Below are 16,543 nucleotides of genomic sequence, written 5' to 3'. Positions count from 1 at the left end.
GGTGCGCGCCGTTCATTGCTCAGCCGTGACGCTGCTGGAAATCGGCCATGAAGGCGACCAGCGCCTCGGCCCCGGCCAGCGGCATGGCGTTGTACAGCGAGGCACGGATACCACCGACGACTTTGTGGCCCTTCAGCGCCAGCAGGCCTGCGGCCTTGGCCTCGGCCACGAAACGGGCATCGAGATCGGCGTTGGGCAGGAAGAACGGGATGTTCATCCGCGAACGGGCCGCGTGTGCAACCTCATTGCGGTAGAAGCCGCCGGAGCCGTCGATGGCGCCGTACACCAGCGCGGCCTTGGCGGCATTGCGCCTGGCGAACTCGGTCACGCCACCCTCGGCCAGCATCCACTTGAACACCAGGCCGGCCAGGTACCAGTTCCAGGTCGGCGGAGTGTTGAGCATCGAATCGCGGGCGACATGCGAGCGGTAATCGAAGATGTCCGCGCGCGGCTGGCCACTGCGCTCCAGCAGGTCGCGGCGGATGATCATCACCGCGATGCCGACCGGACCCAGGTTTTTCTGCGCACCGGCATAGATCACGCCGTAGCGGCGCACGTCCAGCGGCTCGCTGGCAATGGACGAGCTGAAGTCGGCCACCAGCGGCACATTGCCGGTATCGGGCACATCACGGAACTCGACGCCGTGGATGGTCTCGTTGGCGGTGATGTGCACGTAGGCGGCATTGGGCGAGAGCTGCCAGTCGGCACGCGCCGGCAGCGTGCGATAGCCATCGGCCTCGCTGCTGGCGGCGATGTTGACGTCCACGTAGACACCGGCCTGCTTGACCGCGGTCTTGCCCCAGTGGCCACTGACCACGTAGTCGGCACGCTGGCCCGGGGCGGCGAAATTGAGCGGGATCAACGCCTGCTGGGTGGTGGCACCACCGGACAGGAACAGCACCGCATAGTCTTCCGGGATATCGAGCAGGCGACGCAGATCGGCCTCGGCCTCGGCGGCCACGGACATGAATTCCGCGCCGCGATGGCTCATTTCCACGATCGAAGCGCCGGACCCGTGCCAGTCCAGCATTTCCGCCTGCGCCTGGCGCAGGACCGATTCCGGCAAGGTCGCAGGGCCGGCACTGAAGTTGAACGCGCGCGTCATGTCACACCTGTGGGGCAAGACCCCTAGTATGCCGCAGTGCACCAGCCTTGCGGCCTTGTGCGGCAAGGGAAATTTGGTTTCATTGGAATCCATCGGCAACGCGACCAGGTAGTGCCGGCCGCTGGCCGGCAACCTAACGGATTCGGGGCGGCGGTTGCCGGCCAGCGGCCGGCACTACCGTCAGCGCGCGCCGAACCAGAGCAGCAGGCTGAGCAGCGCGGCCAGCAGCAGCGCACTGACCAGCAGCCACGGCCAGCGCCGCACCCTGCGCGGCGCAGCCGGCAGCACCGGCGCCTGTTCCACGTCCTCGCCCGACTCGTCCTCGACCGGCAACGACCGCCGGCGCGGATCATGCGGCACTTCCAGCACGAAACGGTGCTGGCCATCAAACACCACCTGGTCGCCGGCCTGCAGCCAGCAATGGCGCACGGCCACGCCATTGACGCGGGTGCCGTCGGCACTGCCGAGGTCGCGCAGCAGCACGCGTTCGCCGTGCACTTCCACGCGGGCATGCTGCTCGGCAAAAGCCGGGTCATCGATGGCGATGTCGGCCTCGTTGCCACGCCCGATCAGGCGGGCCCGCGACAGGGTGAAGCTGCGGCCATGATGGAGGCCGCCGACACCGCGCAGCAGCCGCTGCAGCTCGTCGCTGCCACCTTCGGTCTTCGGCGCAGGCGCCTGCAGCAGGCTTTCGACCTCGCCCTGCAGGAGCATCTCCACGCCATCCACATACACCGCATCGCCTGCACGCAGCAGGGCCATCCGGCGTACCGGGCGACCGTTGACGTGGACGCCGCGGATGCCGTTGCCGACCTGCAGCCAGAGGCCGCGATCATCCATGCAGAACTGGGCCAGCAGCAGTGCGCCGTGGCCGGGATCTCCGAGCCGCACGCTGCCGTTGGCCTGGCGCACGATGCGCTGCACCCCGGGCCGCAAGGGCTGGTCGGGCTGTTGTTGTTGACTGAAGTGAACAAGCAGGTTCTGCACGCGGCGCAGCCTAGCAGGTTGGTCGCCAACGAAGAAGAACCCACGATGAGTGCTTGGCGCGGCGGCCCTCGATGCGCACAATGCTTGCCCTCTTCGATCAACCCCGCCCTGCGCCAGGAGCCTGCATGTCCACCATCGATGTCCGCCACGCCCACGCCCTGCCCGATGCACAGGCGCGCGCCGCGATCGAACAGGTCGCTGCCAAGCTGTCCGAGCGCTTTGGCCTGAAGTCGTCCTGGACCGCCGACGTACTGAACTTCTCCGGCAGCGGCGTGGACGGTGCGATCGAACTGCAGCCGGGCGCCGTGCGCGTAACCGCCAAGCTGGGTTTCCTGCTGTCGGCGATGAAGGGCATGGTCGAGGGCGAGATCCAGCGTGTGCTGAAGGAAAAGCTGGGCTGAACCCCGGCGGCGGCCGTCACGGCCGTGCAACGCCGCTGCGCGCTACTCTCGGGGGCAGGCCCAACTCCCACGGGAAGTGCGATGAACCACTATGAGAACGACGACCGCCGCAACGACGATGCCTCTTTCAGTGACCAGGCCGAGCGCTTCTCGCGCAAGCTGAGCGATTCGGCCCAGCAGGTCTGGCTGGCCGGGTTGGGTGCGCTGGGTCGCGCCCAGGCCGAGGGCAGCCGCTTCTTCGATGGCCTGGTGAAGGAAGGCGAAGCCTGGGAAGCCCGCCGCCGTGAACGCAACGGCGACCAGGGCCCGGGCTGGCGTGACAATGTCGAGACCTCGCTGGACGAGGCCCGCGAGAAGGCCTCCGGCACCTGGAACAAGGTGGAGAAGGCCTTCGATGACCAGGTGCAGGGCGTACTCAAGCGCCTGCATGTACCCACCGCCGATGAAGTGACCGCGCTGGAGGCGCGCATCGATGCCCTGCACGCGCGCCTGGCCAAGCTGGAAAACCGCGCCGCGTCCGGCGCCGACGCCCCTGCTCCGGGCAGCCATCAGTCGCCGGACAGCGTGCCCTGACCACGATTGTTGCAATGCAATAAAATTTGATTGACAATCGCGAGCAACCCGCCAATCGCTTCGGCTGCCGTTTGTTCCCTCCCCTCACGGCTTCAGGATTGGCGGGTTTTTCGTGCCCGCTGTGCGCCGATCTGCGCGCTCCATCACGCTTTCTGTCAGGAACCTCCTGACCCGGCCAGGCACCGCGACCTTTACACTGTCGTTCTCCGCTTTCGCCCCTTCCGCCCTACTCCTGCATGCTCCCCTGGATCCTGGCCCTGCTGTCGGCCCTGCTTAGCTGTTCCCTGGCCGTTGTCTATCTGTGGTGGGTCAAGCGGCGACAGAAGGAGATGCAGCTCGGCCTGCAGGCCCTGGCGGGCATGCATTGGCGCGAATTCTCGGTTCTGGTCAAGCGCATGCTGCGCGAACAGCGCGGCCTGCGTGAGCTGATCGATCCGGCGGAAGAAGCCCGCGAGCCAAGCAGCGATTTCATGCTCAGCGATGGCCCCAACCACTGGCTGGTGTCGTGCAAGCATGGCCTGGCCTACCGCATCGGCACCGCCGCGGTGAACGAGCTGGGTGCGGCCGCGCGTCTGGCCGGGGCCAAGGGCGGCGTGCTGCTGACTGAAGGCCGCATCGAGCGCGACGGCCGCAGCGCCGCCGAGAAGCAGGCGGTTGAAGTGCTCGACGGCCCGCGCCTGTGGCCGTTGCTGCAGCCTTACCTGCCCGGCGACATCGAAGCGCGCGTGCGCGCCAGCGCCCGGCACGAAGCGCTGCGCCGCATCGCCATCGCCGCACTGGGTTCGGCAACGCTGGGGCTGCTGGTTGGCCTGGGCCTGCAGGGCCTGCGTGTGGACGAGGCCGCGCCGGTTGCTGCGGCACCGGTGGTGGCGACGCCTTCGCCCGCGCCCGCGGCGGAACCTGCTGGCATCGCGGCAGTGCTCCCGGCCGCCCCCGCTCCCGCGCCTGCCGTCGCCCCGGCGGCCGACGCGCGCAGCAATCCCAATCCGGATGCCGCCACGCTGGAGCGCTTCCAAGCCGATCTGGCGCGCGCCCTGGCCGGCAAGCCCGGCATCGCCAGCGGTGTCTGGCTGACCCGGCAGACGCTGGCGATCAACCGCACCGGTGAACTGGAAAGGGTCTGGCCGCTGGTCTGCGAGGAAGTGCTGCACTACCCCGCCCTTCGCAACGTGCGCATCCAGCTCAATGCCCGGCCCGGCGTGGATGAGCCGGTACGCTGGCGGCAGTGCGCCACGTATTGATGGGGCAGCATCCACGCATGGCGTGGATCTACTGAATCCCGACACACGAATCTCTGGTAGATCCACGCCATGCGTGGATGCCTTTGCAGAGTCGAGCCACGCTCGACTCATCGCGCAACGCGCGAACAGCAGCCGACCATGGGCTGGGCTCTACAAGGCGCCCGCTCAGCCCAATGCTGCGAGATGGGCGATGTAACTGGAGCGGGATTCGCCGGCCGCCCTGGCCTGCGCATCCAGCCTGGCCAGGATGCGACGCGGCAGGCTGATGTTGACCCGCTCGATGGTGTCGTCCAGCAGAGATGGATCAATGCAGATGTAGGCAAGAATCCAGGCCGTACCACTGGGAGCCTCGGCGACGATCTTCTGTGGCGCAGAAGGACTGGGAATCGAGCGCCCCTCATCCAGGGCCGCATCGATCCAGGCAAGCGCAGACTCCTCGGCCGCGCTGAGTGCATCGTCAAGCGTGTCGGCTGCCGAGAAGCACCCCGGCAGATCGGGAACGATGACACCCCACGCGGTGCGTTCATCGCCCGCCTCAATCAAGACTGGATAGCGCATGGGACCTCCTACGTCAGTCCTGCCAGCTTCCGCAGCGCCAGCACCAGCCCCTTGCCCAGATCCTTTCTGGGGTGAGGCACGGTGATGATGTGAGGCCGCTGCGGGTGCACGAATACATGATGGGATCCACGAATCCTGCAACAGGTCCAACCTGCCGCCTCCAGATCCCGGATGAGGCCCCTGCTCTTCATGCAGGGACGATACACATCGTACACACGCACCAACAGAGTTCAAGACGACAGCCGTTCCGGACCAGTAGATCCACGCCATGCGTGGATGGAACCCCTAGCGTGCCCCTGGCGCAAAGCGCGCGACCAGGTCCCACGCGTCGCCGAGGAATACCTGGCGCACGCGGGTGATCGGCTGATCGCCACGCCAGGTCAGGCGCTCGATCACCAGGCAGGCGGTGCCCGGCTTCACGTCCAGCAGCCTGGCCGTGGCGGTGTCCGCACCCCAGGCACTGATGCGATGCTGCGCGCGCGTCCAGGACACGTTCTGCAGCAGCCAGCTGCCCGGCGCGGTGGTACTGAAATCGACTTCCAGTACCTCGGGCACGCCCACCGGACTGATCAGGCGATGCTCCAGCGCCAGCGGACGGCCATCGGCCAGGTGCAGGCAGCGCATCGCCAGCAGCTTCTCGCTGCCGGCCAGCTCCACTTCACCGGCATTGCCGGCGTCGGCCAGACGCAGCTCGCGCTGCAGCAGGCGGTACGCGTACTGATGGCCGCGCGAGCCGACTTCCATCGCGATATCCGGAATCTCCAGCGCCACCTGCTCCAGGTGCGGCGGCTGACGCGCCACGAATGAACCGGCGCGACGGCGGCGCTCGATCATGCCGCTCTCGGCCAGTGCGGTCAGCACCTTGTTCACCGTCATCCGCGAGCATCCGTACTGCTCCATCAGCTCGTGCTCGTACGGAATACGGAAGCCCGGCGCCCACTCTCCGCTGAGGATGCGGCTTTCCAGATCGCTGCGGATACGCTGGTTGAGCGTGGCGGACTTGCTTGCCTTCACGTAATGAGGTCCCGGTGGCGGAGGCGATCAGCCCAGCACGCCGCGCAGGGCGGCGGCGAAGGCGGTGGTGATCGCCTCGCGCTGCAGGTGGCGGCCCTCGGCCACGCACTGGCGGCCATGGCGCCAGACCGATCGCAGCGCGCCATTACGTGCGGCGAACACCCAGCTGTCAAGCCATGCGTCGTCCTGTCGCGCCTGCAGCGCCGGGTGCGCGGCGTCCAGTTCGACCAGGTCGGCACTGGCACCGACCTGCAGGCCAGCGGCCACGCCCAGGGCTTGTGCGCCACCGTGCAGGGCGCCTTCAAACAGGAAGCGACCGGTGCTGCGGGTGGCATCCGGGGCCAGCACATTGCGCCCGCGCAGGGCCAGGCGTTGGCCGTACTCAAGCAGGCGCAGTTCTTCGGCCGCATCGATCAGCACATTGGAATCGGAACCGACGCCGAAGCGACCGCCCTCGCGCGCGAACGCCTGCATCGGGAACAGGCCGTCGCCCAGGTTGGCCTCGGTGATCGGGCACAGACCGGCCACGGCCTGGCTGGCGGCGATGGCCGCGCGCTCGTCATCGGTGATGTGGGTGGCATGCACCAGGCACCAGCGCGCATCCACCGGCGCGTGGTCGTACAGCCACTGCACCGGGCGCTGGCCGCTCCAGGCCAGGCAGGCCTCGACTTCGCGCACCTGCTCGGCGATATGGATGTGCACCGGGCCATCGGTGAGCGGCAGCAACGCACTCAGTTCTGCGCCGGTGACCGCGCGCAGGCTGTGCGGGGCGATGCCGAGCACCGCGTCAGGCAGCGTGGCCAATACCGGCTTTGCGGCATCCAGCAGCTGCGCGAAGCCGTCCACGTCGTGGATCAGGCGTCGCTGCGCGGGGTTCGGCGGCGCCCCGCCGAAATCGGCATGGGCATAGAACACCGGCAGCAGGGTCAGGCCGATACCGGTCTGGTCGGCGGCGGCGGCAATCCGTGCACTCATCTCGGCACGATTGGCATAGGCGCGGCCGTCGGCATCGTGGTGCAGGTAATGGAACTCGCCGACGCGAGTGAAGCCGCCTTCCAGCATTTCCATATAGGCCTGGGCGGCGATGGCCTGCACCGCGTCCGGGCGCAGATGGGCCAGGAAGCGGTACATCAGCTCGCGCCAGCTCCAGAAGCTGTCACCGTCACCGCCGCCGATCTCGGTCAGGCCGGCCATGCCACGCTGAAACGCGTGGCTGTGCAGGTTGGGCAGGCCCGGCACCAAGATGCCGACGCGGGTGTCGCCGTGCTGGGCGCCCTGCCCCGTACCGATCGCCGCAATACGACCGTCCTGCACCTGCAGGCGGACATCACGGGCCCAGCCGTCGGCCAGCAGGGCATGGGCGGCATGGAAGCAGTGCGGGGAACGCGAATCGGACATGGCTGGACAACCCGAAATGGACGCCTATATTGTATAGACATATAAGCACAGCCGCGTTGTGGATGCCATGCACGTCGATACCCTCTGGTCCAACGTCCACCTGATCACCCTCGACGGCGAGGGCCTGGGTGTCATCCGCGATGGCGTACTGGCCTGCGCCGACGGCCGCATCATCCACGTCGGCCGGGCCGGCAGCGATGCCCACCTGCAGCCGACCACCCGCATCGATGGCGAAGGCCGCTGGATCTCGCCCGGCCTGATCGACTGCCACACCCACCTGGTCTACGCCGGCAACCGCGCCAACGAATTCGAGCAGCGCCTGCAGGGCGTCAGCTATGCCGAGATCGCCCGAGCCGGCGGCGGCATCGTCTCCACCGTGCGCGCCACCCGCGCCGCCACGCCGGAACAGCTGGCCCGCGAAAGCCGGCCACGGTTGCTGGCGATGCGCGCCGAGGGCGTAACCACCCTCGAGATCAAGTCCGGCTACGGCCTGACCCTGGCCGACGAACGCAAGCAACTGCAGGTTGCGCGCGCGCTGGGCGAGCAATGCCGGGTCAACGTGGTCACCACCTTCCTTGGCGCGCACGCGACTCCGCCGGGCCGCGAGGCACAGGAATACATCGACGAGGTGTGCGAGGTGATGATTCCGGCCATCGCCGCCGAAGGCCTGGCCGAAGCGGTGGACGTGTTCTGCGAGAACATCGCGTTCTCGCCCGCGCAGGCGCGGCAGGTGTTCGAGACCGCCCGCGCGAACGGACTGGCGGTGAAGATCCACGCCGAACAGCTGAGCAACCAGCACGGTGCCGAACTGGCGGCCAGCTTCGGTGCACTGTCGGCCGACCATATCGAACATCTGGACGATACCGGGATCGCCGCGATGGCCGCTGCCGGAACCGTCGCCGTGCTGCTGCCCGGTGCTTTCTATTTCACCCGCGATACCACCCTGCCGCCGATCGCGGCGTTGCGTGCGGCCGGCGTGCCGCTGGCGCTGGCCACCGACAGCAACCCGGGCACTTCGCCGCTGACCAGCCCGCTGCTGGCGATGAACATGGGCGCCACCCTGTTCCGCCTGACCGTGGACGAGTGCATCGCCGGCTTCACCCGTGAAGCGGCGCGTGCGCTCGGACGCAGCGATCGCATCGGCCGCCTGGCCGTGGGCCTGGACTGCGACCTGGCGATCTGGGACATCGATGCGCCCGCCGACCTGGTCTATCGCATTGGATTCAACCCGCTGCACGCGCGCGTGGTGCGCGGGCAGCCCGACCTGCCTGCCTCCTGGAGCAACGCATGAGCAACACCCTGGTTCTTCGCCCCGGCCATGTCACTCTCGCCCAGTGGCGGCAGGTCTATCGCGGTGCGCCGCTTGCACTGGACCCGGCCGCGCTGCCGGTGGTGCGCGCCAGCGCTGCGGCGGTGGCCGCCATCGTGGCCAAGGGCGCACCGGTGTATGGCATCAACACCGGCTTCGGCAAGCTGGCCAGCGTGCGCATCGAGCGCGAAGACCTGGCCACCCTGCAGCGGAACATCGTGCTCTCCCATGCCGCCGGCGTGGGCGAGCCGATGCCGGCCAGCGTGGTGCGGTTGATGATGGCGCTGAAGCTGGTCAGCCTGGCGCAGGGCGCATCGGGCGTTCGCGAGGAAACCCTGCTGCTGCTCGAAGCGATGCTGGTCAAGGGCGTATTGCCCGTAGTGCCGGCACAAGGCTCGGTGGGTGCCTCGGGCGATCTGGCGCCGCTCTCGCACCTGGCCAGCGTGATGCTGGGCGTGGGCGAAGCCTTCATCGGTGACGAGCGCGTGCCGGCGGTCGATGCGCTGGCACGTGCCGGCCTGCAGCCGATCGAACTGGGCGCGAAGGAAGGCCTTGCGCTGCTCAATGGCACGCAGTTCTCCACCGCCTACGCGCTGGCCGGCCTGTTCGAGATCGAGACCGTGTTCCAGGCCGCACTGGTCACCGGCGCGCTGTCGGTGGAAGCGGCCAAGGGCTCGGACACGCCGTTCGACCCGCGCATCCACGCCATCCGCGGCCAGCGCGGGCAGATCGCCACCGCCGCGACGCTGCGCGCGCTGATGCAGGGCTCGGAGATCCGCGAATCGCACCGTGACAACGACGTGCGCGTGCAGGATCCGTACTGCCTGCGCTGCCAGCCGCAGGTCATGGGCGCGGCGCTGGACATCCTGCGCCAGGCCGCGACCACGCTGGAAATCGAAGCCAACGGCGTCTCTGACAATCCGCTGGTGTTCACCGATACCGGCGACGCGTTGTCCGGTGGCAACTTCCACGCAGAGCCGGTGGCCTTCGCGGCCGACATGCTGGCGATGGCGGTGTGCGAGATCGGTTCGATCAGCGAGCGCCGCCTGGCGATGCTGGTGGACCCGGCGCTGTCCGGCCTGCCGGCGTTCCTGACCCCGCGCCCCGGCCTGAATTCCGGCTTCATGATTCCGCAGGTGACTGCCGCGGCGCTGGTCTCGGAAAACAAGCAGCGGGCCTACCCGGCCAGCGTTGATTCAATCCCGACCTCGGCCAACCAGGAAGACCATGTGTCGATGGCCGCGCACGGCGCACGCCGCCTGATGCAGATGGCCGGGAACGCCGCCAACGTGATCGGCATCGAACTGCTGGCCGCCGCACAGGGCTGCGACTTCCACGCCCCGCTGCGCTCCAGTGCCGCGCTGGAAAGCGTGCGCGCCACCCTGCGTGCGCAGGTGCCGACACTGGAAGAAGACCGCTACTTCCATCCGGACATGGTGACCGCCACGAATCTGGTGCGCAGCGGCGCGCTGGCGCAGGGCCTTGCCGATCTGTTGCCGACTGTGGAACCACGGGCATGAGTGCCCATCCCGACTGGCTGACGGTGCACGAGGGCGATGCCCCCCTCATCGTCAGCTTCCCGCATACCGGCAGCGAGCTGCCGCACGACCTGATCGGCGACTACCACTCGCCGTGGCTGGCCCGTCGCGATGCCGACTGGTGGGTGCACGAGCTGTACGACTTCGTGCGCGGCATGGGCGCGACCACGGTGCGCTCGGCGATCTCGCGTTCGGTGATCGACCTCAACCGTGATCCCAGTGGCGTGTCGCTGTACCCGGGCCAGAACACCACCGGCCTGTGCCCGCTGACCACCTTCGACAACCAGCCGCTGTACCACGCCGGGCGCGAACCGGACGACGCGGAGATCGCGCGTCGCCGCGACACCTATTTCCTGCCCTACCACGATGCCTTGGCTGCGCAGATCGCGCGCCTGCGTGCGCGCCACGGCACCGTGGTGGTGTACGACGCGCACTCGATCCGCTCGCACATCCCGCACCTGTTCGACGGCGAGCTGCCGCAGTTCAATTTGGGCACCGCTGGCCCCTCCGGTGCACCGGACACGTCCTGCGACAACGCCTTGAGCGACGTGGTGGAGAACCTGCTGAAGATCAGTGGCATGAGCCAGGTGCGCAACGGCCGTTTCAAGGGCGGCTGGATCACCCGCCACTACAGCAACATCGCCGGCGGTGTGCACAGCCTGCAGATGGAGCTGGCCTGCCGTGGCTACATGCACGAGCCCCTGCCGGACCAGGTGGACGAACACAGCTGGCCCACCCCGCTCGACCCCGACCACGCCGCACCGCTGCGCCATACCCTGGCGCAGGTGCTCAACGCCTGCCTTGAATTCGCTACGAACCGGAGCGCCGCATGACCCGCAACGACCCGTCCCGCACCCTCGCCGCGCCGACCGGCACCACGCTCAACGCCAAGAGCTGGCTGACTGAAGCGCCGCTGCGCATGCTGATGAACAACCTGCACCCGGACGTGGCCGAACGACCGCAGGAACTGGTGGTGTACGGCGGCATCGGCCGCGCCGCACGCGACTGGGAAAGCTTCGATGCCATTGTCGAAACGCTCAAGCGCCTGGACGATGACCAGACCCTGCTGGTGCAGTCGGGCAAGCCGGTGGGCGTGTTCCGCACCCACGCCGATGCGCCGCGCGTGCTGATCGCCAATTCCAACCTGGTGCCGCGCTGGGCCAACTGGGACCACTTCAACGAGCTGGATAAGAAGGGCCTGGCCATGTACGGCCAGATGACCGCCGGCAGCTGGATCTACATCGGCGCCCAGGGCATCGTGCAGGGCACCTACGAGACTTTCGTGGAAATGGGCCGCCAGCACTTCGGTGGCGACCTGACCGGCAAGTGGCTGTTCACCGGCGGCCTCGGCGGCATGGGCGGCGCACAGCCGCTGGCTGCCGTGATGGCCGGCGCCTCCTGCCTGGCCGTCGAGTGCCGCAAGAGCAGCATCGACATGCGCCTGCGCACCGGCTACCTCGACACCTGGACCGACAATCTGGACGAAGCGCTGCGCCTGATCGACGAGTCGTGCAAGGCCGGCACGCCGAAATCGGTGGGCTTGCTGGGCAATGTGGCCGACGTGCTGGCCGAACTGCTCAAGCGCGGCGTGAAGCCGGACCTGCTGACCGACCAGACCTCCGCGCACGACCCGGTGAACGGCTACCTGCCGCAGGGCTGGACGGTCGAACAGTGGGACGAGAAGCGTGTGAGTGCTCCGAAGGAAGTGGAAAAGGCCGCGCGTGCCTCGATGGCCAACCACATCCGCGCCATGCTCGGCTTCCACGCGCTGGGCGTACCAACCGTGGACTACGGCAACAACCTGCGGCAGATGGCGCTGGAAGAAGGCGTGGCCAATGCCTTCGATTTCCCCGGCTTCGTGCCGGCCTACATCCGTCCGCTGTTCTGCCGCGGCATCGGTCCCTTCCGCTGGGCGGCACTGAGCGGCGACCCGGAAGACATCGCCAGGACCGATGCCAAGGTAAAGGAACTGATTCCGGACAACCCGCACCTGCACCGCTGGCTGGACATGGCGGCCGAGAAGATCAAGTTCCAGGGCCTGCCGGCGCGCATCTGCTGGGTCGGCCTGGGTGATCGTGATCGACTTGGCCTGGCGTTCAACGAGATGGTGGCCAACGGCGAACTGAAGGCGCCGGTGGTGATCGGGCGCGACCACCTGGACAGTGGCAGCGTCGCCTCGCCGAACCGCGAAACCGAAGCGATGGCCGACGGCTCCGACGCGGTCTCCGACTGGCCGCTGCTGAACGCCCTGCTCAACACCGCCAGCGGCGCGACCTGGGTATCGCTGCACCACGGTGGCGGCGTCGGCATGGGCTTCTCGCAGCACGCCGGCATGGTGATCGTCTGCGATGGCACCGAGGCGGCCGCCAAGCGGATTGGCCGCGTGCTGTGGAACGACCCGGCCACCGGCGTGATGCGCCATGCGGATGCGGGGTATGAAATCGCGATCGACTGCGCGAAGGAAAAGGGACTGGATCTGCCGGGGATCCTGGGCTGATCGCAGGGGTGCCGGCCAGCGGCCGGCACTACCGGAACGTGTGGTAGTGCCGGCCGCTGGCCGGCTCTCCCTGATGCGGGAATCGGTGCCCTTGACCCGCTCTTCCGTCGTCACCAACATGCGCCATCACCGCTGATGGATCACCGCGATGTACCGCACGCTCGCTGCCGCATTGCTCTGCACGCTATGGGTGATTCCGCCTGCTTCGGCGCGTGACGTGCCCACCGCTCTCTCTACCCGGCTCGACGCCCAGCTGCAGGCCAACCGCGAACGCTACGGCATCGCCGGCCAAGCCGTACTGGTCGCCCGCAACGGTCAGGTGCTGTACCAGGGCGCCAGCGGCGAACGTGACCCCGCCACCCATGCGCCTGCCACTGTCGATACGATCTTCGCCGCGCAGTCGATGGCCAAGCTGCTGACCAGCACGCTGGTGATGCAATTGGTCGATCAGGGCAAGGTGGATCCTGATGCGCCGGCCAGCCGCTATGTGCCGGACCTGCCGACCGCGTGGCAGGCGATCCACGTACGCGACTTTCTCAACCACAGCTCCGGAATCGCCGAGTACTACGACCGCGTGGACAACCGCTGGGTCAGCAAGGGCTATGCCGAAGTAGCCCCCGATCTTGCGGCTGCGTTGAAGGTGGCCGCCGCCGCACCGATGCAGTTCGCCACCGGCAGCCGCGTGCAGTACACGCAGGCCAACTACCTGGTGCTGACGGCGCTGCTTGAAGCGCATTACCGCAGGCCCTACCCTGCCATCGCACGCGAACGCATCCTGCAGCCGCTGAAGATGACCAGCACCTCGTGGGGCGTTGCCAGCGTGCCGGCCCGTCGCGCGGCGGTGCCGTACATCGGCAAGGATGGCGCGTTGCAACCGGCCAATGAAGATCCCTGGCCCAACTACGGCTGGGGCCATGCCGACCTGCAGACCACCGTGGGAGACATGAACCGTTTCCTGCAGGCGCTGGCGACCGGCAAGCTGGTCCGCACGGCGACCCTGGAAAAGCTCTGGCAGCCGCAGAAACTGAGCGGTGGCGGCAGCAATTTCTTCTCCACTGGCTGGGATACCACCCGCAGCGACGGCTACACCCAGGTCGGCCATGATGGCGGCACCCGTGTACGTGCGCGGCTGGCCTACAAGGGCACGCTGGCCGACGGCTACTGGGTGTTCGTGTACCTGACCAACGGCAGCGCCCGCAATGTCTGGTCCAGCACCTTGGTGGAGAGCACGATGGCGGTCGCGGCGCCGCAGGAGTTTCCGCACGCGGTGCTGTCCGAGCGGCTGGTCGCGTATGCGCTGGATGATGATGCAGGCGCTGCGCGGGCGATACGCAGCTGGTTGCGCGATAACAATCGGGTGACCGGCAGCGAGCTGGAACGTGCGATCAACGCCAGCGGCTATGCCATCCGCCAGAGCCTGGGTGCACGCAGGGCGTTGAAGGTATTCGCCCTCAACAGCGAGCTGTATCCGGATTCGGCCAATGTGTGGGACAGCCTGGCCGAGTGTCATGCGGCATTGGGCGAGAAGGAAGCAGCTGATCAGTTCTACGCAAAGTCGAAGACGCTGGCGAAACCCTCGCCATGAACCCTGCTGTAGAGGCGAGCCCATGCTCGGCTGCTCTTCGCCGCGATGGCAGACAACCCGCGCTGCGCAGGATGGCCGAGCGTGGGCTCGGCTCTACAGGACACGGCGGGCAGCCCATACGCCGCCGGCTGGTGACGCGGGGTCGCCGACCTGTTAACTTGCGCGCCACTTTCGTAGTTTACAGCATTCCCGCATGTCGCTTCCGTCGTACCGCCCTCACCCGTCGCTGCTGTTCCTGGCTGTTTCCCTCGCCCTAGCTTCCACCGCCGCCGCCGCCCCGCAGGCCACCACCCTCGATGCCGTGCAGGTCACCGCTGCCGCCGATGCCAGCGCGCAGGCGCGCGAGACGCTGAAGCGCGTAGCCGGCGCCAGCAACGTCATCGACGTGGCCAAGGCCGACAGCCGACTGTCCACCAGTGCGGATGTGCTGGCCTTCCAGCCGGGCATCAGCGCGCAGTCGCCGGGCAACGAAGGCACCAAGATCTCGGTCCGTGGCTCGGGCATCAACCGGGGCCCGGGCGCGCATGCCTCGGGCATTGCGGTGTCGATCGACGGTCTGCCACTGACCGGCCCGGGCGGCACGCCCTACGAGCTGCTGGAACCGCTGTGGTTGTCGCGCGTGGAAGTCCTGCGCGGCGCCAACGGCTTCGAGCGCGGCGCGCTCGCGCTGGGTGGTGCCATCGACTACGTCAGCCGCAGCGGTCGCGATTCGGCCGGCGTGCAGCTGCATTACGAAGCCGGCAGCCGTGGCTATCAGAAGCGTGGCCTCAGCTGGGGTGGCGTCAGCGGCGATGTCGACTACTTCCTGACCTACACCGATACCGAGTTCGACGGTTACCAGCGCCATGCGCGCGGCGACGGCAAGGGCGCGATGGCCAACATCGGCTGGCAGATCACGCCCGCCCTGCAGACGCGCTTCTTCGTGCGCTATCGCGAAACCAATCATGAAACGCCCGGTCGCTTGACCCGCGACCAGATCCGCAACGATCCACACGCCGCGAATGCGGCCAACCTGGCCATCAATGCGCGTCGCCCGCAGCCGGGCAGCACCTGGGTGGGAAACGTCACCACGCTGCAGCTCGATGAGGATTCCTCGCTGCAGGCCGGGCTGGTCTACCACACCTACCCGATGGACTTGAACGAGAGCCTGTACCGGCAGCAGCTGGACTACGCCAACCTCAACGCCACGCTGGACTACCGCCGCCGCCACAGGCTGTTCGGCCTGGACAGCGAGACAATGGTCGGCCTGCGCGTCACCCACGACCTGGATGCCGACGTGCGCGAGTCGCTGCGCTTTGCCAGCAACGGCTATGCCGCCGGCACGCGCACGCGTGACTTCCGCCACCACGGCACCGACAGCACACTGCACGTCAGCAACACCCTCGCCTTCAATAACCGCCTGCGCATGCAGGCTGGGCTGGCACTGATCAACACCCGCCGCGATGTTCAGGTGACCTGGCCGAGCAGCGGCGGCCGCCTGCGCGACCGCGACTGGGACTACGCGCCGCGGCTGGGCTTCACCTGGCAGCACAGCGCGCAGACGCAGTGGTTCGGCAACCTCAGCCGCTCGGTGGAGGCGCCACATCCGTGGTCGATGATCTGGGGTTCGAACCAGTACTTCGGGCCGGGCAATGGCCCGTCTACCGGCCGTCAGCGCGCGCCGGTGCCGATGCAGAACCAGACCGCCACCACGCTGGAACTGGGTGCGCGCGGTGATGCGGCGTTGGGTCGCTGGGAACTGACCGGCTACTACGCGCATGTGAATCACGAGCTGCTTAGCGTGGAACTGCAGCCGGTGCCGAACCTGTTCATCGCAGAAAACAACGCCAGCCCCACCGTTCACCGCGGCATCGAAGCCGGATTGGACAGCACGCTGTGGCAGGCTGCACCGGGCCGCCTGTCGCTTCGCCAGGCCTATACCTTCAGCGATTTCCGCTACCGCCACGACGCGCGTTTCGGCAGCAACCGCCTGCCCGGCCTGCCGCGCCACACCTACCAGGCCGAGCTGCGCTTCGATCATGCGTCCGGCCTGTACGCTGCGCTCAATACCGAATACGCCTCGCGCATTGCCGTGGACTATGCCAACAGCTACTGGGCCGACAGCCATGTGATCTTCGGCAGCCGCATCGGCTACGACGCACCCGGTGGCCGCTGGCAGGCCTGGGCCGAGATGCGCAACATCGGCAACCGCCACTACGCGGCCACAGTCACGCCGGGCTACGACGATGCTGGCAGGGATGTCGCCCGCTCGACCCCGGGTGAAGGCCGTGGCGTCTATGCGGGCGTGCGCTGGCGCTTTGACTGATCGCAGCAGGCGGCGCCGGGCGTGATCCGGCG

Annotated in this window: 15 protein-coding genes; 9 read left to right on the top strand and 6 right to left on the bottom strand. The window is 67.8% G+C overall.

The window, feature by feature from the left end; all coding sequences use genetic code 11:
- Window positions 1–19 precede the first annotated feature (19 nt).
- Both serC and AC5P66_RS15135 read right to left on the bottom strand, forming a co-directional pair.
- Complete coding sequence (gene serC / locus AC5P66_RS15140) at window positions 20–1,105, bottom strand: 3-phosphoserine/phosphohydroxythreonine transaminase (RefSeq protein ID WP_049414994.1); 1,086 nt, start codon at window positions 1,103–1,105, stop codon at window positions 20–22.
- A 180-nt stretch (window positions 1,106–1,285) separates the two neighbouring features.
- Window positions 1,286–2,092, bottom strand: a complete 807-nt coding sequence (locus tag AC5P66_RS15135; RefSeq protein WP_099495559.1) for an FHA domain-containing protein — start codon at window positions 2,090–2,092, stop codon at window positions 1,286–1,288.
- Between the two features lie 125 nt (window positions 2,093–2,217).
- On the opposite strand from AC5P66_RS15135, the gene AC5P66_RS15130 reads away from it, so the two are divergent.
- The 3 genes from AC5P66_RS15130 to AC5P66_RS15120 all read left to right on the top strand — a co-directional run bounded on the left by AC5P66_RS15130 (window position 2,218) and on the right by AC5P66_RS15120 (window position 4,307).
- Window positions 2,218–2,493 carry a polyhydroxyalkanoic acid system family protein gene (locus tag AC5P66_RS15130; protein WP_005417302.1) on the top strand — a complete coding sequence of 92 codons (276 nt, stop codon included), beginning with the start codon at window positions 2,218–2,220 and terminating at the stop codon, window positions 2,491–2,493.
- An 81-nt stretch (window positions 2,494–2,574) separates the two neighbouring features.
- Entirely contained in the window at window positions 2,575–3,066 is a 492-nt protein-coding gene (locus tag AC5P66_RS15125; RefSeq protein WP_049438035.1) for a phasin family protein, read from the top strand.
- Window positions 3,067–3,302: 236 nt separating this feature from the next.
- Window positions 3,303–4,307: a restriction endonuclease gene (locus AC5P66_RS15120; protein ID WP_099495560.1), complete on the top strand. Its 1,005-nt coding sequence runs from the start codon at window positions 3,303–3,305 to the stop codon at window positions 4,305–4,307.
- Between the two features lie 165 nt (window positions 4,308–4,472).
- Here the strand turns inward: AC5P66_RS15120 and AC5P66_RS15115 are convergent, their stop codons facing one another.
- The 4 genes from AC5P66_RS15115 to AC5P66_RS15100 all read right to left on the bottom strand — a co-directional run bounded on the left by AC5P66_RS15115 (window position 4,473) and on the right by AC5P66_RS15100 (window position 7,277).
- Window positions 4,473–4,865 carry a type II toxin-antitoxin system HicB family antitoxin gene (locus AC5P66_RS15115; RefSeq protein WP_005417308.1) on the bottom strand — a complete coding sequence of 131 codons (393 nt, stop codon included), beginning with the start codon at window positions 4,863–4,865 and terminating at the stop codon, window positions 4,473–4,475.
- Between the two features lie 8 nt (window positions 4,866–4,873).
- Window positions 4,874–5,056, bottom strand: a complete 183-nt coding sequence (locus AC5P66_RS15110) for a type II toxin-antitoxin system HicA family toxin (protein WP_099495596.1) — start codon at window positions 5,054–5,056, stop codon at window positions 4,874–4,876.
- Window positions 5,057–5,150: 94 nt separating this feature from the next.
- Window positions 5,151–5,879, bottom strand: coding sequence for a histidine utilization transcriptional repressor HutC (hutC, locus tag AC5P66_RS15105; protein ID WP_049438039.1), 729 nt, complete (start codon window positions 5,877–5,879; stop codon window positions 5,151–5,153).
- A 27-nt stretch (window positions 5,880–5,906) separates the two neighbouring features.
- Window positions 5,907–7,277, bottom strand: a complete 1,371-nt coding sequence (locus AC5P66_RS15100; RefSeq protein WP_099495561.1) for a formimidoylglutamate deiminase — start codon at window positions 7,275–7,277, stop codon at window positions 5,907–5,909.
- 67 nt (window positions 7,278–7,344) lie between these two features.
- Here AC5P66_RS15100 and hutI point away from each other — a divergent pair, with 67 nt between their 5' ends.
- The 6 genes from hutI to AC5P66_RS15070 all read left to right on the top strand — a co-directional run bounded on the left by hutI (window position 7,345) and on the right by AC5P66_RS15070 (window position 16,511).
- Window positions 7,345–8,568, top strand: coding sequence for an imidazolonepropionase (hutI, locus tag AC5P66_RS15095; protein ID WP_099495597.1), 1,224 nt, complete (start codon window positions 7,345–7,347; stop codon window positions 8,566–8,568).
- A complete protein-coding gene (hutH, locus tag AC5P66_RS15090; RefSeq protein WP_495216477.1) occupies window positions 8,565–10,106 on the top strand; it encodes a histidine ammonia-lyase in 1,542 nt (513 codons plus the stop codon). Before hutI ends, hutH begins: the two co-directional genes overlap by 4 nt.
- On the top strand, window positions 10,103–10,957 hold the full coding sequence (hutG, locus tag AC5P66_RS15085; RefSeq protein ID WP_099486608.1) for an N-formylglutamate deformylase: 855 nt from the start codon (window positions 10,103–10,105) through the stop codon (window positions 10,955–10,957). Before hutH ends, hutG begins: the two co-directional genes overlap by 4 nt.
- Complete coding sequence (gene hutU / locus AC5P66_RS15080; RefSeq protein ID WP_049438048.1) at window positions 10,954–12,621, top strand: urocanate hydratase; 1,668 nt, start codon at window positions 10,954–10,956, stop codon at window positions 12,619–12,621. Before hutG ends, hutU begins: the two co-directional genes overlap by 4 nt.
- 148 nt (window positions 12,622–12,769) lie before the next feature.
- Window positions 12,770–14,206 carry a serine hydrolase domain-containing protein gene (locus tag AC5P66_RS15075; RefSeq protein ID WP_099495563.1) on the top strand — a complete coding sequence of 479 codons (1,437 nt, stop codon included), beginning with the start codon at window positions 12,770–12,772 and terminating at the stop codon, window positions 14,204–14,206.
- 193 nt (window positions 14,207–14,399) lie between these two features.
- Window positions 14,400–16,511, top strand: a complete 2,112-nt coding sequence (locus AC5P66_RS15070; RefSeq protein ID WP_099495564.1) for a TonB-dependent receptor family protein — start codon at window positions 14,400–14,402, stop codon at window positions 16,509–16,511.
- The last annotated feature ends 32 nt before the right edge of the window (window positions 16,512–16,543 follow it).

The sequence above is a fragment of the Stenotrophomonas sp. YJH_SMC_122 genome (assembly GCF_059369535.1).
The sequence above is the reverse complement of the archived record's forward strand: the minus strand, read 5'-3'. Positions and strand labels throughout refer to the sequence as shown.